Origin of the sequence: Ralstonia mojiangensis, assembly GCF_023955645.1 — a bacterium.
Lineage (GTDB): Bacteria > Pseudomonadota > Gammaproteobacteria > Burkholderiales > Burkholderiaceae > Ralstonia > Ralstonia mojiangensis.
The window spans coordinates 773,265-798,956 of the sequence record NZ_JAMXHU010000005.1 but is presented as its reverse complement, the minus strand read 5'-3'; the positions used below and the strand labels follow the sequence as shown (position 1 = coordinate 798,956).

General features: G+C 64.1%; 22 protein-coding genes and 1 pseudogene. 5 read left to right on the top strand and 18 right to left on the bottom strand.

What is annotated here, in order from left to right:
* On the top strand, positions 1-200 hold a 200-nt coding region (locus tag NG898_RS23950), incomplete at its 5' end, for a hypothetical protein (RefSeq protein ID WP_252694754.1).
* A gap of 337 nt (positions 201-537) precedes the next feature.
* Here the strand turns inward: NG898_RS23950 and NG898_RS23945 are convergent.
* The 3 genes and pseudogenes from NG898_RS23945 to NG898_RS23935 form a co-directional block, all read right to left on the bottom strand.
* Positions 538-1,932: an NHL repeat-containing protein gene (locus NG898_RS23945; RefSeq protein WP_252694753.1), complete on the bottom strand. Its 1,395-nt coding sequence runs from the start codon at positions 1,930-1,932 to the stop codon at positions 538-540.
* Between the two features lie 407 nt (positions 1,933-2,339).
* On the bottom strand, positions 2,340-3,800 hold the full coding sequence (locus tag NG898_RS23940; RefSeq protein ID WP_252694752.1) for a type IV pilus assembly protein FimV: 1,461 nt from the start codon (positions 3,798-3,800) through the stop codon (positions 2,340-2,342).
* Positions 3,801-4,167: 367 nt separating this feature from the next.
* Positions 4,168-4,677: pseudogene (locus tag NG898_RS23935) on the bottom strand (lytic transglycosylase domain-containing protein); the annotation flags it as partial.
* Positions 4,678-5,086: 409 nt separating this feature from the next.
* On the opposite strand from NG898_RS23935, the gene NG898_RS23930 reads away from it, so the two are divergent.
* Positions 5,087-6,985 (top strand): leucine-rich repeat domain-containing protein, encoded by a 1,899-nt coding sequence (locus tag NG898_RS23930; protein WP_252694750.1) that lies wholly within the window; start codon positions 5,087-5,089, stop codon positions 6,983-6,985.
* Between the two features lie 153 nt (positions 6,986-7,138).
* On the opposite strand, the gene NG898_RS23925 is transcribed toward NG898_RS23930, so the two are convergent.
* Positions 7,139-11,119 (bottom strand): type III effector protein, encoded by a 3,981-nt coding sequence (locus tag NG898_RS23925; RefSeq protein ID WP_252694749.1) that lies wholly within the window; start codon positions 11,117-11,119, stop codon positions 7,139-7,141.
* A gap of 149 nt (positions 11,120-11,268) precedes the next feature.
* Positions 11,269-11,640 (bottom strand): type III secretion system chaperone family protein, encoded by a 372-nt coding sequence (locus NG898_RS23920; protein ID WP_252694748.1) that lies wholly within the window; start codon positions 11,638-11,640, stop codon positions 11,269-11,271.
* A 243-nt stretch (positions 11,641-11,883) separates the two neighbouring features.
* Between NG898_RS23920 and NG898_RS23915 the strand changes: the two genes are divergently transcribed.
* The 3 genes from NG898_RS23915 to NG898_RS23905 all read left to right on the top strand — a co-directional run bounded on the left by NG898_RS23915 (position 11,884) and on the right by NG898_RS23905 (position 14,014).
* The gene (locus NG898_RS23915; protein ID WP_092974545.1) at positions 11,884-12,393 is read left to right on the top strand and encodes a sigma-70 family RNA polymerase sigma factor; all 510 of its coding nucleotides are present in this window, start codon (positions 11,884-11,886) and stop codon (positions 12,391-12,393) included.
* Positions 12,390-13,340, top strand: a complete 951-nt coding sequence (locus tag NG898_RS23910; RefSeq protein ID WP_252694747.1) for a DUF4880 domain-containing protein — start codon at positions 12,390-12,392, stop codon at positions 13,338-13,340. Before NG898_RS23915 ends, NG898_RS23910 begins: the two co-directional genes overlap by 4 nt.
* Before the next feature lie 146 nt (positions 13,341-13,486).
* Complete coding sequence (locus tag NG898_RS23905) at positions 13,487-14,014, top strand: helix-turn-helix transcriptional regulator (protein WP_252694746.1); 528 nt, start codon at positions 13,487-13,489, stop codon at positions 14,012-14,014.
* Positions 14,015-14,176: 162 nt separating this feature from the next.
* Here the strand turns inward: NG898_RS23905 and NG898_RS23900 are convergent, their stop codons facing one another.
* From NG898_RS23900 to sctP, 13 genes are all read right to left on the bottom strand, one after another.
* Positions 14,177-14,914: a response regulator transcription factor gene (locus NG898_RS23900; RefSeq protein WP_252694745.1), complete on the bottom strand. Its 738-nt coding sequence runs from the start codon at positions 14,912-14,914 to the stop codon at positions 14,177-14,179.
* Positions 14,915-15,189: 275 nt separating this feature from the next.
* The gene (locus tag NG898_RS23895) at positions 15,190-18,912 is read right to left on the bottom strand and encodes a hypothetical protein (RefSeq protein ID WP_252694744.1); all 3,723 of its coding nucleotides are present in this window, start codon (positions 18,910-18,912) and stop codon (positions 15,190-15,192) included.
* A gap of 133 nt (positions 18,913-19,045) precedes the next feature.
* Complete coding sequence (locus NG898_RS23890; protein WP_252694743.1) at positions 19,046-19,444, bottom strand: type III secretion system chaperone family protein; 399 nt, start codon at positions 19,442-19,444, stop codon at positions 19,046-19,048.
* A 177-nt stretch (positions 19,445-19,621) separates the two neighbouring features.
* Positions 19,622-20,077 carry a type III secretion system chaperone family protein gene (locus tag NG898_RS23885; protein ID WP_252694742.1) on the bottom strand — a complete coding sequence of 152 codons (456 nt, stop codon included), beginning with the start codon at positions 20,075-20,077 and terminating at the stop codon, positions 19,622-19,624.
* 3 nt (positions 20,078-20,080) lie between these two features.
* Positions 20,081-20,323: a serine kinase/phosphatase gene (locus tag NG898_RS23880; RefSeq protein ID WP_252694741.1), complete on the bottom strand. Its 243-nt coding sequence runs from the start codon at positions 20,321-20,323 to the stop codon at positions 20,081-20,083.
* Between the two features lie 167 nt (positions 20,324-20,490).
* Positions 20,491-20,691, bottom strand: a complete 201-nt coding sequence (locus NG898_RS23875) for a serine kinase/phosphatase (protein WP_147214826.1) — start codon at positions 20,689-20,691, stop codon at positions 20,491-20,493.
* Positions 20,692-20,899: 208 nt separating this feature from the next.
* Positions 20,900-21,145, bottom strand: a complete 246-nt coding sequence (locus tag NG898_RS23870) for a type III secretion protein HrpX (RefSeq protein ID WP_232038750.1) — start codon at positions 21,143-21,145, stop codon at positions 20,900-20,902.
* Positions 21,146-21,187: 42 nt separating this feature from the next.
* Entirely contained in the window at positions 21,188-22,162 is a 975-nt protein-coding gene (gene hrpD5 / locus NG898_RS23865; RefSeq protein ID WP_252694740.1) for an HrpD5 family protein, read from the bottom strand.
* Entirely contained in the window at positions 22,159-23,091 is a 933-nt protein-coding gene (locus NG898_RS23860) for a type III secretion protein HrpV (RefSeq protein WP_252694739.1), read from the bottom strand. The genes hrpD5 and NG898_RS23860 overlap by 4 nt, the downstream gene beginning before the upstream one ends.
* 8 nt (positions 23,092-23,099) lie before the next feature.
* Positions 23,100-23,360: a type III secretion system export apparatus subunit SctS gene (gene sctS, locus NG898_RS23855; protein ID WP_024978147.1), complete on the bottom strand. Its 261-nt coding sequence runs from the start codon at positions 23,358-23,360 to the stop codon at positions 23,100-23,102.
* Positions 23,361-23,370: 10 nt separating this feature from the next.
* Entirely contained in the window at positions 23,371-24,021 is a 651-nt protein-coding gene (sctR, locus tag NG898_RS23850; RefSeq protein ID WP_045205537.1) for a type III secretion system export apparatus subunit SctR, read from the bottom strand.
* Positions 24,008-25,051 (bottom strand): type III secretion system cytoplasmic ring protein SctQ, encoded by a 1,044-nt coding sequence (gene sctQ, locus NG898_RS23845; RefSeq protein ID WP_252694738.1) that lies wholly within the window; start codon positions 25,049-25,051, stop codon positions 24,008-24,010. Before sctQ ends, sctR begins: the two co-directional genes overlap by 14 nt.
* A 40-nt stretch (positions 25,052-25,091) precedes the next feature.
* Positions 25,092-25,688: a type III secretion system protein SctP gene (gene sctP, locus NG898_RS23840; protein WP_252694737.1), complete on the bottom strand. Its 597-nt coding sequence runs from the start codon at positions 25,686-25,688 to the stop codon at positions 25,092-25,094.
* Between the last annotated feature and the right edge of the window lie 4 nt (positions 25,689-25,692).

Here is a 25,692-nt window from a genome sequence, read left to right as displayed (position 1 = left end):
ACATGGTGACACTGTCAGACGACGGCACCACGCGCCGCGCCGATGGCTTCCGTCTGGTGGCGTATGACATCCCGCGTGGTTGTCTGGCGGCGTATTACCCTGAGACGAATCCGCTGGTGCCGCTGTCGTATGTCGCGGACGAGGCCGGGACGCCGACATCTAAGTCGATTCCGGTGATGCTGGTGCCAGCCAGGCGCTAAATGCACTGGTCAATTGGACTCCAAGCGATCGGATAATTGTGTCTCTCTTGTTTGTCTGCCGTTAGCTTAATGGCGACTCAATAGCGCGATCGCTTTATTAAATCGCTTGGTGCACTGAATGAACAATGCTTCATGACGGTGAGGCGCGCGTTGTTCAAATAACCTCATCAACGTTCGTTCGCGGGCGATGATCCAATAAACTGATCCGTAGCCATGATTCACGTGCCTCCGTGAAGAGCGGTCAAGAAGCCCCGGGGCGGTTACAAGCGCCCTGGGGCTTTCTTTTTTTCGATAGGGCGAAAGCGAAACAGAATCGGGCGGTGGGTACGCCGTACGTTTACGGGTTGGGTGCGACGCTGCGGATCAGGTTATTTGCTTGGTCGGCGATGTACAGATTGCCGCTTGCGTCGACCGCAATCCCGGAGGGCTGATTGAACATCGCGGTGGTGCCAGCGCCGTCGGCGCTTCCAGGGGTGAGGGAACCCGCCAAGGTGGCAACCACGCCCGCCGGGGTCACCATGCGGACCAAGTTGTTGCCATCGTCAGCGACATAAAGCACGCCGTTGGTACCGATCGCGATTCCCACCGGCAGGGCGAACGTTGCCGCAGTCCCCACTCCGTCGTCACTGCCGGTCGCGCCGGAGCCCGCCAGCGTCGTGACGACGCCCGCCGCGGAAATCTGTCGGATATCGCTGTTGAACCACTCCGTCACATACAGCGTGCCAGACGGAGAAAGCGCGATTCCCGATGGCCCGTTGAAGGTGGCGAGGGCTGCCGCGCCATTGTCGCAGCCCGCCGTAGTTGTGCCGGCCAGTGTGGTCACCACGCCGGCTGGCGTGATCTTGCGGATCATGTTGTTGCTGTAATCCGCCACGTAGACGTTTTCGTTGGCATCCACCGCGATGCCCAGCGGGTTGTTGAATGAGGCGCTTGCGCCGATGCCGTCGGCGCTCCCCGCCGTTGCCGAACCGGCAAGCGTCGTCACGATGCCGCCCGGCGTGATCATTCGAATATCGTTGCCGTAGAACTCCGTCACATAGATGTTGCCGCTGGCCGCCACGGCAATGCCGACAGGCGTCGCGAACTTGGCGCTGCCCGCCATGCCATCGACGTGGCCCGGGCTGCCCGTGCCCGCCAGGGTCGTGACGACGCCGCCCGGTGCGATTTTGCGAATGACGTGGTTGGCGTAATCCGCTACATACAGGTTGCCAGAGGCGTCCCGCGTAATACCGCTGGGCTGCCGGAACGACGCTGCCGATCCCGTGCCGTTGGCATACCCCGCAGTGGTCGAACCAGCGATGGTGGACACCATCGACTGTGCGACTGCACAGTTCACGCTTACGTTATTGACATTACCGTTGGCCAGTCCGCTGCCATTTGCAATGGAGCAGGACTGCCAAAGCGGTTGGGCGTTGACGGAGACAGCGTAGGCTTTGCCCGCCGCTACGGAAACGGAAAAGCTGAAGCTGCCGTCGGCGGCTTGGACGATCGGATCTGCGCCGTTGTTAAGCAGCGTGAGGCTGCCGTAATCGAGCAGGCCCGAGACCATTCCAGCAATCGTGTACGTCGCTGGAGCAATGGGGGCTACCGGCGCGACCGGTGCTCCAATCGGCCCAACGGGCTGCGTTGCGCTGGGCGGCGCGGTGACCGTATCGTCGCCGCCACCGCCGCATGCGGTCAGGATCAGGCAAATCGGAATGGCTTTCAGAAGCGGAGGGCACGCGGAAGGCATGGCTTGGTGCAAGGCAAACGTCGATCAATTGGAATTAGGCCATCCACCCCAGCGGTGGGGCGCGGCATGTGCCTTTTGCGCCCCGTATAGACCCGCCTTAATGTGACGCCAGGCCGAGCCAAGTGATGCAAACGATTGTCGGTTCGTGTGCATGCTCGTTTTGACGCCGCGGTGGAAAGGCAAGGGCCCGATTTAAATCGGCACGTACTCGCGGAGGTGTACCGGCATCCCCAAAGAAAAACGTTTGCGTGCGGGTTTTCACTGCCTGGGCGTCGACTGTAATGGCGCGCCATATAAACGATCCTGCACTTGCTCCTCCATGCCGGACTCAGCAGGCAGCCAGGAGCGCAGCCGTAACGGGCTCACGGCGCGCTCTTCGTGCTACTGAACTCCACGCCCTCGGCGATCTACTGGGGTGACGCAGCTTCCCTATTGCGTTTGGCGCGAGGACCGCGCTCGGTCAGCGGATCCGCGTGATCGTGGAATTGGGTATAGATCGCGGCCAGTGCGGACTGTACCTTGCGCATGCGAATGCGGTAGAACATCAACCCGGCCGATAGCACAGCCAGCAGGACGCCTAAGACTGGACCGATGACGTCGGCGCGCTTCCAGAGCGCTGGATGATCGGCCGGCACCGGGCTACGGCTTTCGACCTCGTCCCCTGACGGTGCCGTCGCGGGGGCTGCGGCAGTCTGTGGAGGCACATTCTTCAACGCCGCAAGCCGCCGCATATCGGCCAGATTCCGCTCAACCTGCGCAAGGCGCGATTCGAGTTCACGGATCGCCTGCCTGGCCGCAACCAACTCCTCGTTGAGCTGCTCCACTTTTGCCTGCGCTTGCGCACCCGTGGCGGAAAGGCGCAGCGTGTCCTTGTCCGATGCGTTGGCTGGCGCCGAACGCGGCCTGCTGCCAGCGACGGCGTTGGCATTTGCCTCGGGAACAGGCGGCGTGCGGTCGGTAGCCACGGCCTGCGTCAGCATGCGGATCTGGCGCTCGGCCTCACTTCTTGCCACCGCGGTTATTTCGTCTGGCGCTGGCACACGCAACGTCGCGCCGACGCGCAGGCCGTTGATGTTTCCGGCAATAAAGGCGTGCGGATTGCTCCGGTAAAGTGCCAGCGCCGCCTGTGCAGCAGAGACATCCGCCCGATTCCGCACAGTGCCGAACGCGATCTGTGAGAGGCTGTCGCCCGCTTTGACGGTATAGGGCGCTGCGGCGCGCTCGTCGTCTTCACCCGCAGACGAGGTGGTTGCCGCCGCCGATGGACGCACGCCGTCCGGCTGACTGCCGGCGGTCGCGTTTGCCGCCGGAGTGGAAGCGCCTGCCGCTGCAGGCGTCTGCACCCGTGGTGCCGACGCACCGCTGGGCGCCGACACTGCGGAAGCAGGCGCCGGTTTGCGTTGCGTCTGCAGGAACGTGGTGGGGGCGCTTGCCGCGCCTGGCGGGCTGAGCAGCACCGTATATGCCGCCAGCGTGTTTCCAGCAGGCCCCGCAAGGCGCACGACGATATCCGCAATGGAATCCACCTGCGGAATGGTCGAGTACACGCGAACGACGTAGCCGCCGTCTTGCCGCTGCACCAGGGTCGTACGCAGCGAAGGCGCGCTTGCACCGTAAGGCACGCCGGCGGCAAGGTAGCTTTCGCGGTTGCCGGGCTGCAGCACCAGCGTTTGGGCTTCGTGGGGCCGCAACCCCGTCAAATCGATTTCCGCATCAAGCGGCTGGCCAATGTTCGAATGCAGATGTAGCACGCCCAGTTCGACTGCATGCCCGGCCGGCATGAATGCCCACAGGGCTGCCGCGGCCGCCGCAGCCAGTGACCTGCGCGCGGGCCGATACGCAATTCCTCCAGGAAATCGCTTTTTCATGTTGAATGCTCCCCTTGTATTGCTGACACCCGATTTATTGTTTGGGGGGTGGTCGGGAAGGATAGAGCGTTTCGTCAGCGGACCGGCATTGCCGACACGCGAGTTGAGAAAAATTCAGAGTTCGAAGATGCGACGCGGTATAGGGGGGTGGTCCGGCCCCGCAATCAAGCGGTGGCGCCCGGACTTACCGGCTGAACCGATCCCGCAGGCTTGCGCTCTGGTTCAGGCTGGTCAGCATGGCATCGAGCCAGTGTTCATCTGCACCTGCCGTCGGCACGTTTGATGCGCGCCCGCCGTGCTCGAGGGGCTGAGCTGCTGCGTGCTTGAGAACGACGGGGCGCATGGGTTTGGCGCCATCCTGCATGGGCTGCGGCGCCGGCTCTTGTGCACGCGTTTGCCCGGCAATCGGCAGCGGCGCGCGTGCTGCCAGCTTGCGGTTGAGAATGCCCTCAACGGCCCGGGCATAGACGCCGTTTTCCCCGGGAGACTCCGAGTGATACGCCCCGATGGCATGCCAGCTGTTGCCGTGCAGTTGCACCTTGCGCGCAAGATGCCACGCAGCCACGTAGGCGCTGACGCACGGGTCATAGAGCATCTGGCGGCCGATACCGTAGCGCGACAGTTCCGGTAGGTGGATGGTGTTGATCTGGAACATGCCAAGGTCTTCACTGCCGTTGCGGTTCCGGTTGTGCGCTTGCGGGTTCAGGTGCGATTCCTGATAGCCGATGGCACGCAGCACCTGGGCATTGACGCCGTGGTATGCGGCGGCATCGTCGATGCAATCGGCCAGGGCTGCAGCAGGCAGGCAGCCCAGCAGTGCAATGGCAAAAACCAGCGCCCGCCGCAGCGCCGCAGCGTACCGGTCACGCCCGCGCATGCTCTTGCCTGCCGGCGCAGGCGCGCGTCATGGGGTGCCGTTGCTGCAGGCGTTGCTGCTGCCGGGTGTGATGCGTTTCGCGACGCGTGGGCGGTACTGCATGGGTGGCTGCGCGACGCTCCCGCGCAGTCATGATGCGAGACGATGGGGCATGCATTGCGGATCTCCGGTAACGAGCATGCGCGCATCATAGAAATGCGTGCCGGGCGTTGCGCACGCACAGTGCGAATTTGCCGGGCTTGCAGCGAAACCGTATCGACAGCGTGCATGGGCACGACGGTTCGCCGCGGGCGCAACGGGTTCGTCCTGCCACAGGTCGTGTTGCGCGGTGGTCCATACGATCAGCAAACAGGCGGAAAGGGCGCGTTGCCCGCCGCCTATTGCCACTTCATCTTCTCTTGGGCCCATCATGCAATCACATTACGGTAGTGCCTCCACGCTGCCCGATACCGTCGCGCAGAGCCATGCCGACCGGGGTGCGGCGGATGCAGGTGTCTCGGTGACAAACAAGCTGTCGCGCGCATTGCGGCGCGTGTTGCAGCGTGTGCGGACCGGGCACGCCGAGGCGTCGCCGGCCGCCAATCGATTTCACATGCCGCTTTCGCATCACGACCGACAGGCAGCGTCGACGTCTTCGCGCGCACAGCATCAGCAGCGTGCAGGCGCGGCGCGCGATGCATTGCGCATCCAGCAAGCCATGCCACAGGGCCACGGCCTACGAGCCCTTGTTCCGCCCACCGATGCCAGCCGCTGGCTGGCCGTATGCGAGGCGGTGGCGGGTTGGCAGCAGGAGATGGCGCGCCGTCTGCACCGCTACAGCGGCCCGTTGCTGACCGACACCGCACGGCCCACGGAGCAAGGCTTGGCCCTGGCGGCCACGCGCATGCTGCTGGCCATGCAGCAGAAGAATCGGCACCTCGTGCTCGACGGTATTCCTGTGATGCGCCTGCCTGCGGCCCTGTGCCTGGCCGAAGAGCTTGAGCGGCTGACCGTCCATGATTGCGATCTTTTCGAGTGGCCGGCGTCTGGTGGATTGCCGGTCAACCTGAGCGCGCTGCATTTCGCGCGCAACCCGCGGTTGTCAGCGTTGCCGGGGCGGATCGGCAAGCTGTTGCAGTTGCAGGAGATTGTCGTGCTCGATTCGCCGCTGCGCGCGCTGCCGTCGTCGTTGTCTCAACTGCCGAAGCTGGAGCGCCTGGTTCTGCAGGGCACGGATCTGCGCATCGTGCCCGTTGAGCTTGGCACGCTGGCCGCATTGCAGACGCTGACGCTGGCATCCAACAAGTTGCTCAGCCAACTGCCGATCAGCCTGGGCCAGCTTGCGCAACTGCGCGAGCTTCACCTGCGCGGCAATCCGCTGCTCTCTGTGTTGCCCGACACGCTGGGCAACCTGGCCGAACTGGAGCGGCTGGACCTGCGCGAGAACACTGCCATGACGACGCTGCCCGGGTCGCTCGGGCGACTGCGCAAGCTGCGTCATCTTGACGTCTCTGGCATGTCGAACCTCGTGGCCGTGCCGGAGGGCATTGGCCATTGCGTGCAACTCCGCACGCTGCGCCTGCGCGATTGCGGATCGCTGCGCAGCTTGCCAGCGTCGGTTGGCGACCTGAAGCAGCTGACGCACTTGGATTTGCGCGGCTGCTACGCCTTGGCAGGCCTGCCTGATACGCTGCGCGATCTGCCGCCAGCGTGCCGTGTCGATGTGCCGGCGCACCTCTCTGCTCGGCTGGCTGAGTTGCGGCCCATAGCCGGCGCCATCGCGACGGCCGGTTCTGCCATCGCACCGGATTGGATTGCGCTGCGCCAGGGCTGGCGCGCACGCCTGCAGCCCTATGACGCCGAATATGGCAGCGATGCCTTGTGCATCTGGATGGAGCGCTATATCAACGCCATCGCACCCGACGCCTTGCGTGCATACCGCGATAGCCGCCGCCTCGGCCTGCTGGTGGATGGCCTGTGCGAACTGGCAGCGCTGCGCAGCGCCGTCTTTCAGCGAGCCCAAGAGCGCTATGCGCTCGGTTGCCTGGACGAAGAGGCGCTGTCGCTTGATGCGCTGATGGCGATGCTGCTGAGCGAGCGCCTGCGCGAGCCCGGGTTGCCGGAAGACGCTGCCGCACGGATGGTGCGTGGCGAGGCCTTTGCAGCGTTGCTCGAATATGGCGCCGCTGGCGGATCGGTTGACGAGGCGGTCCAGAAGTTCGCGGCTTGGCCCCCGCTGCAGAGTTACGTCGCACGCTATGTCAGGGCTGGCGACGGCCTCGCACAGCGGCATGTTGCTGTCGTGCGCGACTGGCTGCACGCTGGCTAGCAGGGCCGTTCAATCGTATTTTCCCATGGGCCGGCTTGATGCCGGCCTTTGTTTTGTCCAACGCAACGCGGCCAAAAACGCTTGGAAGCAGGCAAAAAAAGGCCAGCCCGGGCGCTTCCTGGGCTGGCGTCAAGGGGGGGAGTCTGAGGAGGCTTATGTTTGCGATTGACCTTCGTCGGCGGGGAAAGCGTTGCCAAGCAGCGCTTTGCGGCGCTGAATCTCCTGCTGTGCCTGCTGGCTGATCGGCAGGTTCATGGCAGCGAGCTGCTGCAGATTCGCCAGGTTGGCCTGCTTGATCGACGCTTTGGTCGGTTCCAGGCGCGTGCGCAGTTGGCCGATGGTGCCGGACGGTTGCGGCTTGCCGTGCAGGGCGGCCTGGGTTTGGTCGTTCTCGCGCTGCAGCGCCTTCGGGTTGCGCACCAGCGACTGGATGCCGATGTTGCGCTCCTCGGTATGGAACAGCGCTGCCGAGTTGATGGCGCGCGTGTTGCCAATGATCTTCGAGAACGCATCGAGCAGCGGACGGCCCTGGTTGGAGTCGCACAGATAGTCGGCGCGTTCCTCGATGGTCGCCATGGCTTGCAGGCGTGCACGCATCGCCTCCACGTCGAGGTGGCTTACGTCGATCGGCTTGGCCAGCGGTTCGGCAAGCTTGAATAGCTGTTCGCCATTAGCGGTCGAACCCGGAGCGTGCGCAGCCACCTGCGTCGACACCTGTGCCGCACGTGCGAACGGGGTTGCCGCGTGATAGCGCACGAACTCGTTCTTGATCTGGACGGGGCGGTTCTCGGCGGCCGCGGCGTTGATCTCTTGCGTGGCCGCGGCGTACTTGGCCACCACATCGGCCATCAGGTTCGGATTGGCGAGGTAGCGATCGCGTTGCACCGGATTTGCATCGAACGCTTGCCGTAGCGCGGCGTCTTCGCCATGGGCTTCCGCGTCGACGATCTTGGCGAGGAAGGGATGCTGCATGATGAGGTAGCTCGTGTCGGAGCCCATCACCTCGCCCGCGTAGCTCTGCGTGCTGTCCGTATGCGAGACCGACGGCGTGAACGTGCCGTGCGGCGTCGGCACCGTCAACGACAGGCTCATGCCGCTGTTCTTGTTGCGCAGGACGCGCGCATATTGCAGCTCCATCGGGGCGTTCTCCACGTCAGGCGCCTGGCGCAACTTGACGACCAGGCTGGTGCCGTCGGTCACGTTGAGCAGCAGCCCCTGCGTTTGGCGGATCAACTCGTGCGGATCGAACTTGTCGTCCTGCAGCCGCATGTTCGGCGCGAATTTCTCGACGGCCGCTGCAATTGCCTGGTTGAGTATCACGCCGGTAATGGGCGCACCGCCCTGCGCGGTGAACGTGAATTGCCAGAACTTGCCCGTGCGACTGGGGTTGGCCTGATGATCGGCATTCATCAGGCGCGCCTCGGCGGTGAGCGAGACTTGCCCCGCGCTATTGCCCACCGAGATGGAACCCGTGAATGGGCCCAGTTGCACTTTGCCGGTAGACCGGCCGAAGCGGTTGAGGATCGCGTTGAGCGCACTGCTTTGCGCGCCGCCGGAAACCGTCGCCTTAAGTGCCGTATCCCAGCGCTGCCACAGCGATTTGTCTTTCAACGGACCGTTCTTCTGCACGTCGTAGTTCTTGAGCGGCAGGTACGTCTTGTCCAGCATTCCGCGCGCAGTCTTGTACATCGAATCGGCCGTCAGGATGGCTTCGGCGGCGGCCATGCCGTGCTCCTCACGCTGTGCCATCTGCTGCTTCACGACAGAGATATGCGCACCCACGCAGCCCAGCGCCAAGCTGATCGCGGCATGGCTCTTTGCCACGAACGCCTCGGGGTTGGCGAGTGCATCCTTTTGCGGATAGCGGCCATGCCACACGGTCTGGTTGATCTGTGCGAAGGCCGCTTCGCGATGCTGGTTCAGCGTATCGCGCTCTTTGGCGGGCATGAACCGATCGTTCCTGGCGAGCACGGCGCCGGCGTGATCCGCAAATTGCAGATAGCTGCCGATGAGATGCTCCAGTTGGTCCGTCGCGTGATTAAGCTGCTCGGGGCTGGCGTGTGTGATGGCGTTGCGGAACTGCGCGGGGATGTTGGCTTCCTCGCCGTAGTGCAGGCGCTCGGCTTCGGTGAAGGGCTGCGCGGGGCCCGCATGCAGTTCGTGCGTCAGTGCCTTGCGTGTCTCGTTGTACAGGTGGAGCTGCGCGGGCGGCGGTTCGGCACAGGCTGCATCGAGCTGCTGATGCAGCTTGAACGTGGACTGATAATCCTTGTGATAGCCCGGGTCCAGGAGCGTGTGCGGTGCGGCCGCGCTTTCCGTGAAGAACTGCGCCACGTTGCCGCGCACGTTCACATCAAAGCTGCCGCCGGCTTCCAGATTGGTGCCACCGTGGGTTTCGTTGCCGACGGTGGCATCTACGCTGCCGGTCACCTGGCGGTAGGCTAGGAAGCGGTCGCCATACGCCACGGAATCGGGCACGTCGCGTCGCGGTTGCGCCGGCATGGGCTGCCCGCTGCCAATGCGATCGGTCAGCACGTCGGCGATGGGCGGGTATGCGGCTTTCATCAGCGTGCTGAAGCGGTCTCCGCCCACTTTCTGGTCGATTGCGCCGGCCAGCAGCGTCATCTTCAAGGTGTTGAAACCCTTGGCAATCTTGGCGTCGTTCAGGAAGTAGGGCTTGCCCGGGGCTTCCGTGTAGTTGCGGCCGATGGCGTGAGACACCAGATTGGCCAACGATTCCAACTGCTGCTTCACCTGGCGCGCATGCGGCCCGGCAGACTTGACCCAGGCGCGGTTGGCATCGTGGTTGGCAACGAGCTTGACGAGCTGGCGCAAGTCATCATGCTCGAGGTAGACATTGCCGCCGGACAGGTCCAACCGGCCCGTCAGCTTGGCGGCCCACTCGCCCAGCTTGCCGCCCAGCGCAACTTTGGCGAAGGCCTGTGCCGAGGGCCAGTAGTCGACGTCGCCGTCGTCATCGGCAAAGTACAGCCGGCCCTTGCCGCCACCCGCTTCCACCGACACGTGGGCACCCGCATAGCGGTTGGTGGGAAAGCCTGAGATTGACACGCTGCCCGACGTGCCCGTGCTCACGTTGGAGCCGGGCTTGGCCGTGCTGATACCCGGTGCTTTGGCTTCGAGGTTGGCGGTTTCCTTCTCGGCATAGTGGCTCATGACGTCGTGCGCGCTGCCGCTCAGGTGCGTGCGCTTGAGTTCGTTGAGCAGCGCGGCGATCCCTTTGTAGGCGTCGGCCGGATCATGGTTGCCCAACGATTTGGCAAGCTGGCGCGCGGTCTTGGCCGCCGATGCAAATGCATCACGCACCGCCATGCCAACCTCGTGCGGAGCCTTGCGGGTGTTGTCCGCGGCAATCGTCTGGAGGGTACCTAGCTGATGCTGAAGCTTGGCGCGCAGCCCGTCACTGTGCGGGTGCGAGCGCGTGAGCGCCATCGGCACCGTGGGGAGCGCATCTTTCAGTGCAAGCGCCATCTGGCGCAACTGGGGCTTGTTGAGTGCGCCGGTATCCGGATCGAACACGGGCGCATTCGGCGGCGTGTGGCGGCCTTGCGCGTGCGCGCTGGACGAGGGAGACAGCGACGAGGGCGACAGCGGCCGCAGCACGATGGCCAGGTCCTGCTGCGTGCCGTGTTCTGTGTGTTCTGTGTGTTCAGCGTGGGCCGTACCAGACGATTCGGCGTGGGGCTGCTCGGTCGGCGTGGGCGTCGGGTTCGGATTCGCTTGCGCGTGTGGGGTGTGAAGCGGCGTTTCGCTGGCGCTGGTCGCGTGCTCTTGTGCCCGCGGTGCAGCAGATTGCGGTTGCCCGGGCTGTTGCGGCGGCCACTGCAGCTTGCCGTTGCGAATACGCTTCTGGGCCTCCCGGTGCGCGGCGCGTGTTCCGCGTCCGCTCAATGTGGTGCTCGACAGCGCAACCTTGAGCTGCTCGTTCGTCAGCGAGGCAGCGCTTTTCTTCTGGCGGCTCGCTGTCACCATATCGGCAAGATCGCGCAGGCCACCGGGCAACTGCGACGTCTTGCGCACGCTCGGCATTGACGGCTGCGCGGATTGCGAGGCCGGTGCGTTGGACGACGTCTGCGCCGGAGGCGTCGCGCTGGAGTGTCGGGAGAAGATCTTCATGGTGGGCGAGGGCTCCGAGGTTGGCATGCCGGGGCAACGCGGTTTCGCCCGAGCACAATTGAACCTTGCAAGCGTAGCCAGCCCCTGCCGGCGAACATCACGGCTGCCGAAGTGCTGCGTCGGCATCCGAAGCGACTGCTTGCGGCGGCTCAATACCGCGTGGGCGCGCCGCCGCCGTCCAGCTCTGCGGTGAGTGCAGCGATGGCATCGAGCAGATCGGTCGCTTCGGGGTCGTCGTCCAGCGCGTAGCGGAAGCGATAGATCATCTGGCCGGTCTGCGGGTGTTGCACGACGCTGCCACGTGCGGCACCGTCCACTTCCAGGCAGAGACCGAGCAGCAGATTGAGCGTGAGCGCGACGTCCAGCGTCTCGCGCGGCCCAAGTTCGACGTACGCCGTGAGCATGTCGGGCTCGGCGTAGCTGTCATAAGCCAGCCAGATGTTGCGGGTGCCGATGCGCAGGGCATGCGCAGGCAATGCGTCGTCGTCAAACGGGGGTTGGGGCAATTCTTCGGGGGGCATGGGCGGGCGCCGTGGCGGTTGTCGCTGCAACGAATTGCAGCAACCGGGTTGCACCGCTGAACGATGACAGCAGAGGCATCTGGATGTAGCGGGTCTGCCGAAAAACTGCGATAAAAGCCGAAAAAATGCTCACCTGAAATATCAGCGGTGGTTAGAATCTCGACATCTGGGTGGGGGCTTTCTCAACACCGGATCGGGCCGTTTGCCGGGGAACGGCCAGCACAGATTTTCGCGGAGGATACCGTGACGCAAACCTGCCAGCCAGTTACCGAACTGGCCTCTGACTGGTTCCGACAACACTATGCATGGCTCGCCCGTCGTATGGGCGGCAAGACGGGCTGTCGCTTTGGCGCTGAAGACATTGCGGCGGAGGCGTTTGTGCAATTGCTGCAAAGGCCCGGGTGGCAAGACATCCGCGAGCCGCGCGCCTTGCTGACAACGATTGCGCAGCGTTTGCTCTATGACCTCTGGCGCCGTCGTGATCTGGAAGACGCCTATATGGCGTGGGCCGCCACGCAACCGCAAGCAACGCTGCCATCCCCTGAAGACCGCGCGTTGATCCTCGAGACCCTCACCTCCATCGATCGCATGCTCGATGGGCTTTCCGCCAAGGCGCGCGCCGCTTTTCTCTACAGCCAGCTCGATGGCCTCACATACCCAGAGATTGCCGAGCGCCTGCAGGTCTCCGTTCGCATGGTGCAGAAATACATGACGCAGGCCATGCGCCTGTGCTATCTGGCCGAATCATCGTGAAGCACGCGCTGGATGATCGGATCGCCGAGCAGGCGATCCAGTGGCTGGTCGTACTGCGCTCGGGCACGGCTTCGGAGATGGAGCGCCAGCGCTTTGCCGCCTGGCAGGAAGCCGATCCCGAGCATGCCGCTGCCGTGCAGCGTTTGCAAGGTGCGTTGGGTTCGATGGCACTGCCGCCCGTGGCAGACCCGCACCGTCGCGCCGCGCGGCGGCTTCTCGATACGCCTGCTTCGCCGGCAAGGCATGTGCGCCGCGCGCTCATCTTCAGCGGGCTGGGTCTGGGTGTTGCCGCCCTCGTTGACAGAGAGATCCCGCTATCCGACCTGGTTGCCGACATGCGTACGGTCACCTCGGAGCGCCGCGACTTCGCGCTGGCCGGCGGCTATCAACTACGCCTGAACGCGCGCAGCGCGGTGGATGCCTCTGCGGGTGCGCGCGGTTACGACGTGCGACTGCGCAGCGGCAGCGTGCTGGCCGTGGCAGGGTCGCCGTCGGGCCAGTTGCGGTTGTGGTCTGCGGCGGGCACGGTGGAATGCACGGGTGGCATGATTTGCGCAACGCTGGAGCCCAGTGGCGCGATGACGGTTGCCGTGCTCGAAGGCAGCGCGGGGTTGTCGACGCCGGCCGGTGCCGTTTCCACGGCGCATGCGGGCGAGGTACGGCGTCTTGGCGACGGTGGCATCGAAAAACTGACGTTGATGGCGCGCAACGTGGCCGCCTGGACGCGCGGCATGGTCGAAGTCGAACATCAGCCGCTGGCGGATGTGATCGACGCATTGCGCCCCTACCACCGTAGCCTGATCGAGCTGCACCCCGAGGTGGCCGACCTGCGCGTGACGGGGCGGTTCCCACTGGAGGGACGTCGAGCCCTCCACATGCTGGCCGAAACGCTGCCCATCCAGGTGAAGGAGCTTGGCGGCGTGTGGGTGCGCATCGGCCCACGCTGAGCGCACGTCGGCCGCGAAATTTTTTCTCGATTGGGGTTCCGGTTTTTCTCCCTCGTTGCACAGAGAGAGTAAGAGGCTGTCGCGGAACCCCATCCGCGCGCGCCACTGCATCCAGATGCATAGCTTCCACAAGAGCGAAGGACGACATGAACGCCCGGGCCCAGAACGACGTGCTGCTACACGCAGCCGACAACACGCGAGAAAGCCGGTATTTCTCCCCGCTTCCTGTAGCTGCCGCCTGGCGGGCGCCGGTGGTGCTACCTGTGACGATCACGGTTCGAGAGGTGACTCGCGCATCAAACGGTGTGATCCTGGTCGACCTGACCGAGCTTGCCGAGGCCGCTGGCGAAGACCCGCCTGCCCAGCCGGTCACGCTGGAGCAGGCGTACGCGATGCTCGGGCGGATGCTGGAGTCAAGGCGGAAGGTGCCTGCCGCTTCGTCCGGCAAGGGGGCTGTGCTCTCCGTGCTGACGCCACGGCAGTGCGACATCCTGCGTGAGGCGGCCTCAGGAAAATCCAATGTGGAGATCGCACAGGCGCTGCATATCGGCGTAGAAACCGTGAAATCGCACGTGCGTCAAATCCTGATGCGTTTACAAGCACGCAATCGGACCGAATTGGCAGCGTTATATCAGCAATGTGTGGGTGAAGGTAGATCGCGCGAAAGTCATTAACGCGATAACCATAGCAGGACAGTATGTTTTAAACCGGCACTGAATTTATTAAGCCGGTACTGAAATATACGCCCTGAAGATTTTCATTAAGAAACGCTAAAACAATTCGCTGTAGGCGCGGTCGGCGCCTACGGCGCGCAATCGTTTGCGCAAAAAGGCCGCTTAAGCGGCCAGAACAGTGTGCGCCTGCGGGCCTGCCGGCTCGTTGCTGGCGACTTGCACGGCCAGCTGATAGCCGCGTGCATAGACGGTCTTGAGTTCTACGCCGGTCTCGGGGCCGAACTGAAGTTTCTTGCGTAGCTTGTAGATGTGCTGTTCGATCGAGCGCTCGACGATGCTGGCGTCTGCGCCCCACACGGCGGATGCGATCTGCTGGCGCGAGAGGAACGAACCGGGCGAAGAGAACAGCAACCATGCCGTCGCAAACTCCCGAGCGGTCATACGAATGGGGACGCTGTTGACCGTGGCGGTGCGGGTCAGGCGGCAAAGCCGATACGGCCCCACCACGACATTGATGCCGGCATTCTGGCGCTCCGGCTCAGCACGGCGCAGTGCCCGTTGCACGCGGGCTTGCAGCTCTTCGGCGCTGAAGTGACCGGTCAACACATCGTCCACCCCGGCATCGAAGGCCGACGCCATGTCCCCCCGGTCGACAAACTGCCCGAACACCAGCGTAGGCCAGCACATGTCGGCATTGCACTCCCGCCACGACAGCACGAGCTGCCCGGCCGTACGGAAATGCTGGGCATCGATCATCAACAGATCAAACGTTTCCGTGCGGCGCGCACGTAGCAGCGACAGGGCGTCGTCAAAGCGGACGCACTCCACCTCCGGGGTGGATAGGCAGCTTGCCACATAGGCAAAGCTGGATGGGTTTGAGGTCAATACGGCGAACTTCATGGTGCTCCCCTTCTTTCAAGCCGCTGCACTAAGAATTGAATCGTTGCAGCGGCGCTTCAAACTGGGGCCAAGCATAACGTTCACAATTTGCTCACACATCCCTATAAAGAGTGAAATCGTGTTTAGATCTGATTGAGTTTTTTTTGTTGACTATGCAATTTTTATTTTCAGCATGCGAATGCTGCATTCTGTGTGAACGATTATGCGCATGAACGCATAAAAAACCGGTGAAATGATTAATTCGCCGGGTTATATGACAATTTGATGAATCATCTTCAGCCGAACTTGATGGCGGCGAGTTCGCGCGTGCCTTCCGCTTCGTTGCTGGCACGTAGTTGCAGCGCGCTCGTCAGCCCACGGCTGCGGCTGGTGGATACCTGTTCCACGATGGCCAGCTTTTCCGGCAAGCGCGATGCGGGCGCCTCCAGCAGCGCCTGCGCCAGCGCTTCGGAGGCTTGCGCGTCGGCAGAATTCGGGTCGAGGCTACGGTGCAGGTCCGCCAGGGCAAGGTGGCCCTCGATCTCGCGTGCGGCAGCCGGTCGTAGCCGATGCCGGTGCAGGTAGCGCTGATTAGGACGAGCGTGCTTTTCGACGGTTTCGCAGTAGGCCTCGAACTCGCGTGCGGCTTTTTCCGGCGTGCCGCCGGGCTTGTTGGCGAGCATGTTGATCCACGCATCGCGGTCGCTGCGCACGACAGCCAGGTATTCGCGCACGCTGCGGTATTCGGTGTCGAAGTAGCTGACGCGATCGGCAATCTTGCCGTTCTGGTAAGCCATCTTCACCTTCGTCGTGTGGCCGCCTTCCGAGAGCTTCCAGTTGAACCCCAGCGGCATGCCGCCGGTAAACGACTGTGTGAATTTGCCGCTCTCGCCGGCCTTGGCCGATGCGTTGTCGTCGGGGGCCGCCGTGTAGAAGGTGCGGCCCACCGAGAACGCCAGGCCGGCGCGTGCCGTCACCTTGTGCCCTGTCGCGACGCTGAACTGCTCCATGCGCATCGTGCCGGTCTTCTCTTGCAGGGTGGCTGTGTTGCTGAGTGTCTTCTCGCCGCGCAGCCTTGCAGAGGGGCCGATCCGCACCGGTGTGTGCGGGCTGCTTACGCGTACGTTCATGCCAACGCTGGCATCCATCGACGCGCGCCAGCGCTTCTTGGTCTGGTCGACCCAACTGATGGAAATGCCGCCGCTGCCACCGCTTTCGCCGCAGTGCTGTGCCAGCGTATTCCACAGCGTGTCGGCATTGGGCCGGTGCTCGGGCGCGGCGCTCGCCTGCTCGAACAGCAGGTTGGTGGCCTTGACGATGGCATCGGCCGCGGCCTTGTCGTCGTACTTGATGGGTTCCCAGTCGTCGTGGCCTTCTACGGGGCGCTGTGTGGGCCGTGTGGCCCGGATGACCACGCCGCGCGGCTCACCTGTCTCCAGATCGAATGGCGTGACCTTGACGGCGAGCAGGTTGGCGCGCAGGCGCTTGCCCCACGTTTTGAGGTCGTAGCCAACGGAGGCGCCCACACCGACTGAGGCGCGCATCGTGCGGTCGGTGCCGACGAATACGTCGCGCCCGTGTGAACTGCGGCCGATTTCCACCACGGCCTGGCGGCCCCTGCCGTAATTGGCGTCCAACTGGACGGACACGGGCACCGGCAACGCCTTGCCGACGTGAGACAAGCCTGTCGAGACGCCGGCCGTGCTGCCCCCGATCCATCCGCCGTTGGACAGGCGCACCTTGTTGCCTGATTCCATGGACGTGAGCAGCGTCTCGATGGTCTTTCGGGCGTCTTCAATGGTGGGTGCCCGCATCTTGAGGTCTTCCGGGTGCTCGAGCTTGTCGGCACGTTCAAGCGCACTTCGGAAAGCGGGCGCCTCGGCGGCCTCGCCCGCGTGGGCGCTCCAGTAGCGCAACAGCGTGGCCGATGGCTGTAGTCCCACGAGGTATTCCGGAGGCTCGCCCACCAGGCCCGCATGATCGATGAGCTTGGCCACGTGGGCCTGCGCGGCGCTCACCTGTGGCAGGGTCAGCGTGTCGAGCCGCGTTTGCGCCCACGCCCGGGTGTCTGCATCGTCGGCCAGTCCGGTCAGGGCCACGAATTGCGCGAATTCCTGGTGGGCCGGCGAGCTGCCCGGCGTGCGTGCGACGGCGGTCGGCTCGGCGTTTTCGCGCTGCATGCGGCTGACAGCTGCGCCCACTTCGGGTTGCAGCGCACGCAGCTTCTCTGCCGTAAGCGCGTAGTCGCTCAACGGCGCGTTGGCGGCTGCCAGCTCGGCCCAGTGCGCGAGGATCGTGCTGCGCCAGAGATCGCCCGGGTGCGCGATGGAGTGCATCGACGGCGCATTGTCTGCATGCGCGAGCGCGTCGATCATTGTTCGCAGCGCCGCCGTATAGGCGTCCATTTCCTTGACAAGCCCAGGCCGCTGCGCGCCGTGCATGCCGAGCGCCGCCGATGACAGCGGCGATTTCTTCTTGCCGATCATCTGCCAGAAATGGCTGCTCGTGGTTTGCTTCTCCACTCGCGGGATGCTGCGCCCAACAAACTTGGCCAGGCGCGCCTTGGTGTTGGCCAGATCCGATCCTGGACCGTCTTCACGAAAGCCTTGGTGCCACGCAAAAAGGAACCCGGCCTGTTGCGCGCTGACGGGCTCGCCGCGCAGCTTGAGCGCAGCGGCGTGCATGACGTTGACAGCGAGCGCCTGGGCCTGGGTGCCGCTGCCCGCCGGATGCGCGTGCAACAGGGCGGTGGGGTCGGCTGCCGTGATGGCGGCGGTATGCACATGGTCAGCCGCCTGCAGGAAGGCGCGCGCGGTGTCCGCCTGCTCCGGGGCGGGCGGAGTTTGCATCAGACCGGTCAGCGCTTCAAAGCCGTGGTGGCTGCGCGAGAGCAACTGCGCCGTGCGCCATGCCGCGCTTGCCACGCCGGCATCGCTCATGCCCTGCGGCATTGGCGGGACTGTCAGGCTGCGTGAAGAACCAGCGGAGCCGTCAGAGCCGTACTGAGCCGACAGGCTGGATTGCCGAGAGAGCGAACGCGAGCTTTGCTCGTCACTGGTTCGGCTGGCGCCGGTTTCGCTTCGCTGTGGCGACGTTTCGCCCTCGCCAAACAGATGAGGTAGGCTCAGGTCAGACTCGCTGGAGCGGTGCGACGACGTTGCCGATGCGGTCTCATTGAACAGGCGGCCCATGCCCAACGATGAGCTGCTTGTGGAATGCGTTGAGCCTTCATTGCCTGGCGTCGGTACAGGCGCGGCAAAGGCGGCGGCGTCAAACTGCACCGCATGCGAAACGTGCTGCAGTACCCGCAGCGCATCGGCCGCATTGCCGCCGCTGGTGGCCGCCAGCGCGCGCGCTGCCAACATCGGGCGGATGTAGCTGCCTGCTGCGGACGAGGTGCCCTGCGCCGGAGCCGCCAAGACGCCGAGCCGATCGGCCAGCAGCTCACGTTCGCTCGTGCTGCCCGCCGTGCGGAACAACTGCGCAAGGCTCTGGCGGAACGCTTCAGCGGTGGCAGGCACCGTCAGCGCCGCTGTCGATGCCGGCGCGGGCGGCGTCGGCGGTTTTCCACGTTGGCGTAAGCGCTGCGCGCCTTGTTCGGCGCGCTGCATCATGGTCGATGTTTTGCGCTGGGAACGTGCCGCGCGGCGTGTCTCGTGCTGTTCCTGCACCTGCGGTGTGGCAGGGCGCGGTGTGCCCTCGGCGGCCTGTGGTGTTACCTCGGGTGTGGTTGTCAACGTGCCGCGCGTGGGCGCCTTGTAGTTGTCCACCGTATTGAACGATGCGCCGGAGCGTTTGCGGTCGCTTAACAGCGTGGCCAGTTCTGTCTCGTCGCTCTTGGGCAGCTTTTCGCGCACGCGCGATTTCAGGTTGCTGAGCCAGCCACCCTTCTTGCGGGGCTGCGAAGCATCGCGGCCCTCGGCCGGTGGCGATGGCGTGCGCGTGGCGAAGTCGTGGAGTGTCTCGTACTCCGACGGCGATGTCGGCACGTTGACGGGCAACAGGCGTGAAGGTGGCATGGCTCGGGATGTTCAGGCGCTGGCGTGGTCAATCGGCATACCACTTTGATGCGGCCGAATGACAAACGCGCGTGCAATGCGAATCCGCTGGGACAGTGGCGAAGTTGCGTGTCACCGGCACATGCGCGATCCGTTAGTGCACCGACCACTTCGAGACCGATACGGCAGCCGCGGCAAGCCCGCTCATTGCGTCAACGAGCAGGGCGCCCGTCGGATCGTCGTGAAGCAAATAAGGAAAGCGATAGACCAGCGTACCGGTGTGCGCCTGCTGCGCCACCACGCCCCGCGACGAAGCCGGCAGGCCGAGGCAGAGCCCCAGGATCACGTGCAGCGCTTCGTCAACATTAATCTCGAGCGGCCTCCCGAGGTCGATACAAACGACGACGGACTCTGGGTCGGCGTCGGCATCACACGTGAACCAGAGCTGATATGCGCCGATGTGGATAGGGTGTGCAGCGAACGGGAAGAACTCATCGGCGCGCAGAAGCGGGATGTCTAGGGTCGGAAGATACGGTGTGCGTGAGGCGGACATGAACGTGGATTGGCGATGCCGCAGCAGCCGACACGTCAGCTTCAACGAGCACCTTCGCATGTAATGCCGCGAGCGTACGGCGTTATATGACAGCGGACGTTCGCGTTCACGAAATCATCACGAGTGCTGCGAAGCCGGTCCGGAGGAAGCGTTGTCGCTTGCCTTACGCGCTGCGCATTACGCGCGAATCCACACGTAGGTACCGTTCGAGAGGTTCTCGAACATGTCGTCGGTCGTCTGCAGGATGTTGTCGCGCCAGTAGCGGCCGTGCTCGGCATAGTGGCCCAGCAGTTCGGCCAGTTGCTCGCCGTCGATGTCGGGGTCGTAGGCCACACGCACGATCAGGATGATGCCGCCCGTATCGCCATCCAACCCGAGCTGGGCATGGTCTTGCGCATAGATGGTGACGTTGGCTTCAAGCATGAGGCGGAACACGCGCAGCGTGCGGCCGCCTGTGACGATGCCGTAGTCGAAGTTCAGGTAGAACGCATCGATGTCTTCCTCGACTGCATCGATGATGACTTCGAACCCCTCCACCGTGAGCCGGCCGGCGGCGATGATGGCATCGGCATCCGGAATCTGCAGATGCATGCACATGTCGCGGATGAGGCTGTCGCGCCGTTCGATGCTCATGCTTTACACCAGCAGATCTTTGGCCGCTTTCGGGCCGGCTTCCATCAGCTTGGCGAATGCCTGTGTGCGGTTCAGCTCATCCTCGAGATGGGCTGTGTTCAGCATGTTTTCCGCGCCGGCGGATACCACGGCATGCAGCGTGCCGGTTGCGTGCGCACCTGTGTGACCGTGCGCACGGTGCGATGCAGACGAATCCTGCGCAGGGGTTGCGGCAGTTGCAGAAACGTTGTGGTGGATGGGGGTCATGTCGGGATCGCGGTAGCGGGTCGGATTCGGTGAATCGGGCTGCGGCGCGATGGGCCGGGGGAGAACAGCAGAAGCGCGCGGGCAATACATCTAAAAAACCGCTCGGGAACGGCGCGGCCCCGTTCCCGAACGTTGGCGGCACAGGATGTGCCGTCCGGAACTGATCATTACGAGATCAGGTCCTTGGCGGCCTTCGGGCCCGCTTCCATCAGCTTGGCGAACATGTTGGTGCGGTTCAGTTCGTTTTGCAGACGGGCCGCGTTCAGCATGTCTGCCTCGCCTTCCTTGGTGATGGCTTCTTGCTGCGCATTGAACGACAGGCGGCTAGCGGTGTCACCGAGGGCAGCGGCTTTGGTTTGGATCGTCATGGAAAACTCCTTTGCGGTGGATAAGTGGTCTCGGGTGAGAGCCGGGTTTTTCAACAACACCCCGGAATGGGATGTCGCTGATTCGGTTTAGCGAACGTGCTGCTGTTGTGTTCGCCGTGAAGTCATCATCGTGGATTTCTTTGCGCTGGACCGGCGAAGAGGCGAAATGTGATGTCGTCTCGCGAAGCCCGTATGTGCGCTGCGCACGTTAGGCCGGGATCAACCCCGAGCACACTTGTGCCGCGCTGGAAAAGCCGTGCGACAGCACGCGAAGCTGCTCGCGGTTGTTGACGTCCGTCGCGCGAATGGCGTGCTGTTCCATGTCCATGGCGGTGTGCTTGAGTGCTTCGATAGCCTTGTTCAGCGGGCCGAAATCCTTCGGACCTTCCTGCTTGGCAAAAGCCTGAATGCCGTCAAACGTTTCGATGATGTCGAGCGAGAAATGGTCAAACATGTGGGTCTCCAGAAAAGGGATTGGCAAGAACGTACAGGCGCCTTAACGCTGCGCAGCGAGAAAATCCTTGGTGCCGTCGGAGCTTTCGATGTAGCTCAGTTCATCCACCGAAAGTGCGGATGTGGCATCGGCTTTGGGGTCACGCACGCGTGCCTGCGTGATGTCCAGGGCGATGTCCTTGATGTTGCCGCCCAGGTCGCTGCGCACATGGTCTGCCGTTGCACGAACACGTTCGGGGTGCATGGCTGGCCCCGTGATAGAGAACCGGTTGCTGCCCAGATAGCTGATGCGCAGCCCCGGTTCCTGCAGCGATTCGCGCAGGTTTTCAATGACCTCCTGCGCGATTGAAAGATCGGTGTGGACGGACGTGGACACCGCGCGCAGATCGCGCAGAGTCGCCAGCTCTTCGGCGGCCGAGGTCACGATGCCGTGCACGATGATTTCGTTGTCGTGCTGCTCGATCTGCAAGCCGTCGATACGGTGCAACGCCAGGCATGTGCGCACCCGGTCCAGCAGCGGTACCTGCGCCGTGACCGCGGAGTGCGCGGCGGACGATGTTTCGCGTGTCGATGCCAGGAGCAGTGCGCACGGCGTCAGCAGCGCGACTGCCGTCACGCCCATCCACCCTTTGCGCGCGCGAGGCCGGGCAGGTGCGGGCGTGTCGGAGGCAGGCGCTTGCACAGCGGCAACGCTCTGGGTGCTGGCCTCGGTAGCTGCAGGCGATAACACGCGCTCCAGCAGCGCAAGGTCGGACGGCCATGCCTCACCGGCCGGGCCGACGCAGAGAATGATCTCGCCAAAGCGGCGGGGCGTCAGGTCGTCCCAGGTGTTGCCGCCATCGTCGGATTCAATCAGGACGCCGTGTTCTGTATCGACGAGCAGCGCGATCGGATCGCCCGCCCAATCAGAGATGCGGATGCTGGCTTGTGCGTCGGGGCCTACCGTCCAGCGGCCCGGCGTCAGGTCGAGGCAGGCGCCGGCATGCGCGCCTGCCAACACGCGAATGTGCTTGTTCATGGTGATTGCGGGGAAGGATCAGGAAGCGGAGGCAGGGCCAGACCTAGCCCCGCCCGGTAAGACCAGAGTTCGGTTGTCCAGCGGCGCGCGACGGCGCTGCTGCGTGCGATGCTCTCGCCGCGCTCGCGGCCAATGCGCGGCCGCGATGGGCTCAGGAGCAAGAGGGGAAACAACAGGTTGAACGTTTTTTCGCGGTCGGTCAGTGCGCCGGCGGCTGCGTGCTGTGGTGTGGCGGCAAGCAGCCGGTCTTTTACGGCGGCCAGCGTGTCTGGCGTGCCTTCAATAGGCGCCTGTTTCAGATAGCTGCGCAGGATGTCGAACGCCATGCGCAGCGGCATCGGGTGGCCCGTATGCATGGCGTGCCGCACGGCAAACAACTCCTGTTCAAGCCGCTGGTAGCTGGACGACTCCAGCTCGGGCAGCAGCATGTCGGTCGGCAACGCGCCAGCCTGGGCGGCCGCGGCTTTCTGCGGCGCGGCGGAGTCGGTCTCGGCGGCTTGTTCCTGCAAGTACTGCAGCAGCAGGGCGCGACGGCCTTGGGCGCTGCGGTGGTCTCGCGACTGTTCGTCATCGCCGTCGCGCTGGCCCTGCCGGGATGACAGCCCAATCACCATGGGCTCGACCTTGCGCGCATGCTCCTCCAGCATCAGGAGCAATTCTTCGAACGTGCTGTCGGTGATCGGCTCTTCGGGCGAGCCCGCACCGCTGCGCTTGCCCGTGCGGGGCCGGCGCACGCGTTTTGCAACCTGCGCGATGTGCTTGTGATGGTGCAGTTGCTCTTCGACCAACTGCTCGGCCGCATGGTGGTGTCCGTGCACGCCATGCCGATGGTGCTTGCGATGGTGCGGAGCAGCCGTGTTCGGCGGTTGTGCCGGTGCCGGATCGGGCAGCGAGAAAACGTTGGGCGTCGAAGCGGAGATACGTGTCATGACATCCCCTACTGGAAGAGCGATTGCAGGATCGTGTTGCCGAACTGCAGGATCGACGCCGCTCCCCAGGGCGCAGCCACCACAATCACCACCGATACGATGATGAGCTTCAGACCGTGCGAGATGCTGCTGTCCTGCAGCGAGGTCACGGCCTGCACAAACGAAATCAGCAGCCCGGCAATGGCGGACACCGCCACGGCGGGCAAAGACACCAGCAGGCACAGCATGAGCGCCGTGCTGGTCAGACGCGTGATGTTGTCGTAGTCCATGGCGGCCCCTTTAACGATACGTGTTGACCAGGCCGTGAATCAGCACAGACCAGCCGTCCATCACCACGAAGAGCAGCAGCTTGAACGGAATGGCGACGTTGCTGGGCGTCACCTGCGACAGCCCCAGCGCCATCAGCAGGTTGGCGATCACCAGGTCGATCACGATGAAGACCAGATACAGCAGGAAGCCGATGCGAAACGCCGCCGTCAGCTCCGTCAGCGTGAAGGCGGGCGCGAGGATGATCAGGTCGTCTTCCTTGAGCTGTGCGGCTTTGGCTGGCGGCCAGAGTTGCTGCGCAGAGCGCATGAAGAACGCTTTTTCGCGTGCGTTGGTGTGCTTGTCCAGGAACTGCCGGAACGGCTCGCGCGCGGCATCGAGCAGCGGCATGACCTGGCTGACGTTCGCGCTGGAATCATTGAGCTGCATGTGGGCGCGCTGCATCGCTTCCATGCCGACCGGGGCCATCACGAAGCACGACACGATCATCGCAATGCCGTTGAGCACCATGCTGGGCGGCACCTGTTGCACGCCCAGCGCGTTGCGCAGCAGGCCGAGCACGACCACGATTTTGGTGTACGACGTGACCACCATGGCGGCAAACGGCAACAGTGCAATGGCAACCGCCGCAATGATGAGCGAGGCGAATTCAATGTTCTGCATGGCGCGCGCTCATGGCGGAGATCTGCAAGCCGAGGTGTTCGCCCACTGCCACGAGCTGGCCGTGGCCCAGCGTCTGGCCATGGCAGACCAGGCGTACCGTGGCATCGCGCAGCAAGACGGGCAGCTGCAAGACATGGTTCGGCGCCAGCGCGGCCAGCTCGGCAAGCGGCAGGCTCATCACGGCCACCTCAAGGTGTACGGGCACCTCCAGTGCTTCTACTGCGATGCCGTCTGAGCTGTCGTGTGTGGTGTCGTGTGCGGCGATCGTGTCGTCGTCAGCGAGCGTAGGAACATCGAGAATCGTCACGGTGCCTTCCTTGTAGTGACCATGGGCAGTGAAGTGGGCGCGTCGGCTGTCGCCGCATGTCAGGCGTACGGCGCCTGCATCGGTGTCGGGGCAATAGGCGTGCTGGCCCCAGCCGAGCAGAACGTCGCCGGCTGCAAGCGAAGAGAGGGTGTGCGTTGCGCACCGACGGCTCGCGATACGCACGCCCACCGGCAGACCGACAACACCAAGTTGCGCAATCACCGCGTTGCGATCGGCCATGGGTGGTGCGGGCGGGGCGGCATGCCAATCCAGCGTGGCGATGCGGCATGGCGTTTCACCATGCGGCCCATCCAGCCGCATCGGCAGTTCAGGCCGATCGCTACGTTGCGCATCGTTGTGTTCGGGCGCGAACGTCGCGAGGGCGGCATCTCCCAAGCCGGCGGCAGACAGCGTGTCGAGCATCGGCGTCAGCCAAAGCCCGGCAAGCGCGGTGCGGCGTTGCGCATCGGCTTCGTGTGCGATGGCGTGGAGCGCAGGGTGGTTGGTGCCTTCCACAACAACGTCGACCGCGCACAGCGATGAGCGAATGCCCAATCGCATGGGCGCCTGCATGGGCGCGGCGTGGTCTATGGCGCGCAGTTGCCAGTGGCGTCCGTCGTCATCTGGGACCGGCGTGCCGATCAGCCGTGTCAACGCGGCCTGGGCCGGCGTGAACGCACGCAGATGCGCATCGAGCGGGGATGGCGTGAGCCCGGTGTCCATAGCGAGTCGGCGGGAGGTGTCGGGTGGGGTGTGGCAACGGTCACCACACTTCGAGTTCGATATCGATGCGCTGCTCCAGCAAAACGTGGATGCGTTGGCGCAGTGCATCGCCATGCTCGGAGAGTAAGTCGCGCGCCCGTGGGTGTGCCGCCAGGAAGCGAAGCCATAGCGTGTGGGGCGAAAGGCGCAGGGTGAGGCGGGTGTCAGGCAGCACGCGGGGGTCGAGGTCGAGCGTGACTTCCCAGCATTCGCTGTTGGCTTTCACAACGCGGGAGCCGCAGAACCTGGAAAGCAGCTGCGCGAGATGCTCCGTCACGGTGCTCCCCACGCTGATCTCGGAGCACGTGCGCACCAGGCGGCTGGCCATGGCCGAGGTGTGCAGCGGCGGGGTCTCGGGCTGCGCTTCATCGGGCTGCGCGTCGGCGTGGTCTTGCGTGGGCGGTTCGTGCTCGGCGGTGTCTTCGCATACAGCGTCGCCGTACGCATCGAGCGGTATCCAGCTGGTGATTTCAACCGCGCAAGGTTCGGCGTGTATGCCGGCGCGCCCGTCTGCGCTGCGTTGCGCCACAGGGCGCCGGACGGGCGTGGTTGGATGGACGATGGGTGGGGCTCGCCACAGGCGTACAGGCGTGGTCATGGCG

Coding starts and splice junctions, on each gene's coding strand:
- NG898_RS23945 (WP_252694753.1), bottom strand. CDS start 1,932: ATGCCTTCCGCGTGCCCTCCGCTTCTGAAAGCCATTCCGATTTGCCTG.
- NG898_RS23940 (WP_252694752.1), bottom strand. CDS start 3,800: ATGAAAAAGCGATTTCCTGGAGGAATTGCGTATCGGCCCGCGCGCAGG.
- NG898_RS23930 (WP_252694750.1), top strand. CDS start 5,087: ATGCAATCACATTACGGTAGTGCCTCCACGCTGCCCGATACCGTCGCG.
- NG898_RS23925 (WP_252694749.1), bottom strand. CDS start 11,119: ATGAAGATCTTCTCCCGACACTCCAGCGCGACGCCTCCGGCGCAGACG.
- NG898_RS23920 (WP_252694748.1), bottom strand. CDS start 11,640: ATGCCCCCCGAAGAATTGCCCCAACCCCCGTTTGACGACGACGCATTG.
- NG898_RS23905 (WP_252694746.1), top strand. CDS start 13,487: ATGAACGCCCGGGCCCAGAACGACGTGCTGCTACACGCAGCCGACAAC.
- NG898_RS23900 (WP_252694745.1), bottom strand. CDS start 14,914: ATGAAGTTCGCCGTATTGACCTCAAACCCATCCAGCTTTGCCTATGTG.
- NG898_RS23895 (WP_252694744.1), bottom strand. CDS start 18,912: ATGCCACCTTCACGCCTGTTGCCCGTCAACGTGCCGACATCGCCGTCG.
- NG898_RS23890 (WP_252694743.1), bottom strand. CDS start 19,444: ATGTCCGCCTCACGCACACCGTATCTTCCGACCCTAGACATCCCGCTT.
- NG898_RS23885 (WP_252694742.1), bottom strand. CDS start 20,077: ATGAGCATCGAACGGCGCGACAGCCTCATCCGCGACATGTGCATGCAT.
- NG898_RS23880 (WP_252694741.1), bottom strand. CDS start 20,323: ATGACCCCCATCCACCACAACGTTTCTGCAACTGCCGCAACCCCTGCG.
- NG898_RS23875 (WP_147214826.1), bottom strand. CDS start 20,691: ATGACGATCCAAACCAAAGCCGCTGCCCTCGGTGACACCGCTAGCCGC.
- NG898_RS23870 (WP_232038750.1), bottom strand. CDS start 21,145: ATGTTTGACCATTTCTCGCTCGACATCATCGAAACGTTTGACGGCATT.
- hrpD5 (WP_252694740.1), bottom strand. CDS start 22,162: ATGAACAAGCACATTCGCGTGTTGGCAGGCGCGCATGCCGGCGCCTGC.
- NG898_RS23860 (WP_252694739.1), bottom strand. CDS start 23,091: ATGACACGTATCTCCGCTTCGACGCCCAACGTTTTCTCGCTGCCCGAT.
- sctS (WP_024978147.1), bottom strand. CDS start 23,360: ATGGACTACGACAACATCACGCGTCTGACCAGCACGGCGCTCATGCTG.
- sctR (WP_045205537.1), bottom strand. CDS start 24,021: ATGCAGAACATTGAATTCGCCTCGCTCATCATTGCGGCGGTTGCCATT.
- sctQ (WP_252694738.1), bottom strand. CDS start 25,051: ATGGACACCGGGCTCACGCCATCCCCGCTCGATGCGCATCTGCGTGCG.
- sctP (WP_252694737.1), bottom strand. CDS start 25,688: ATGACCACGCCTGTACGCCTGTGGCGAGCCCCACCCATCGTCCATCCA.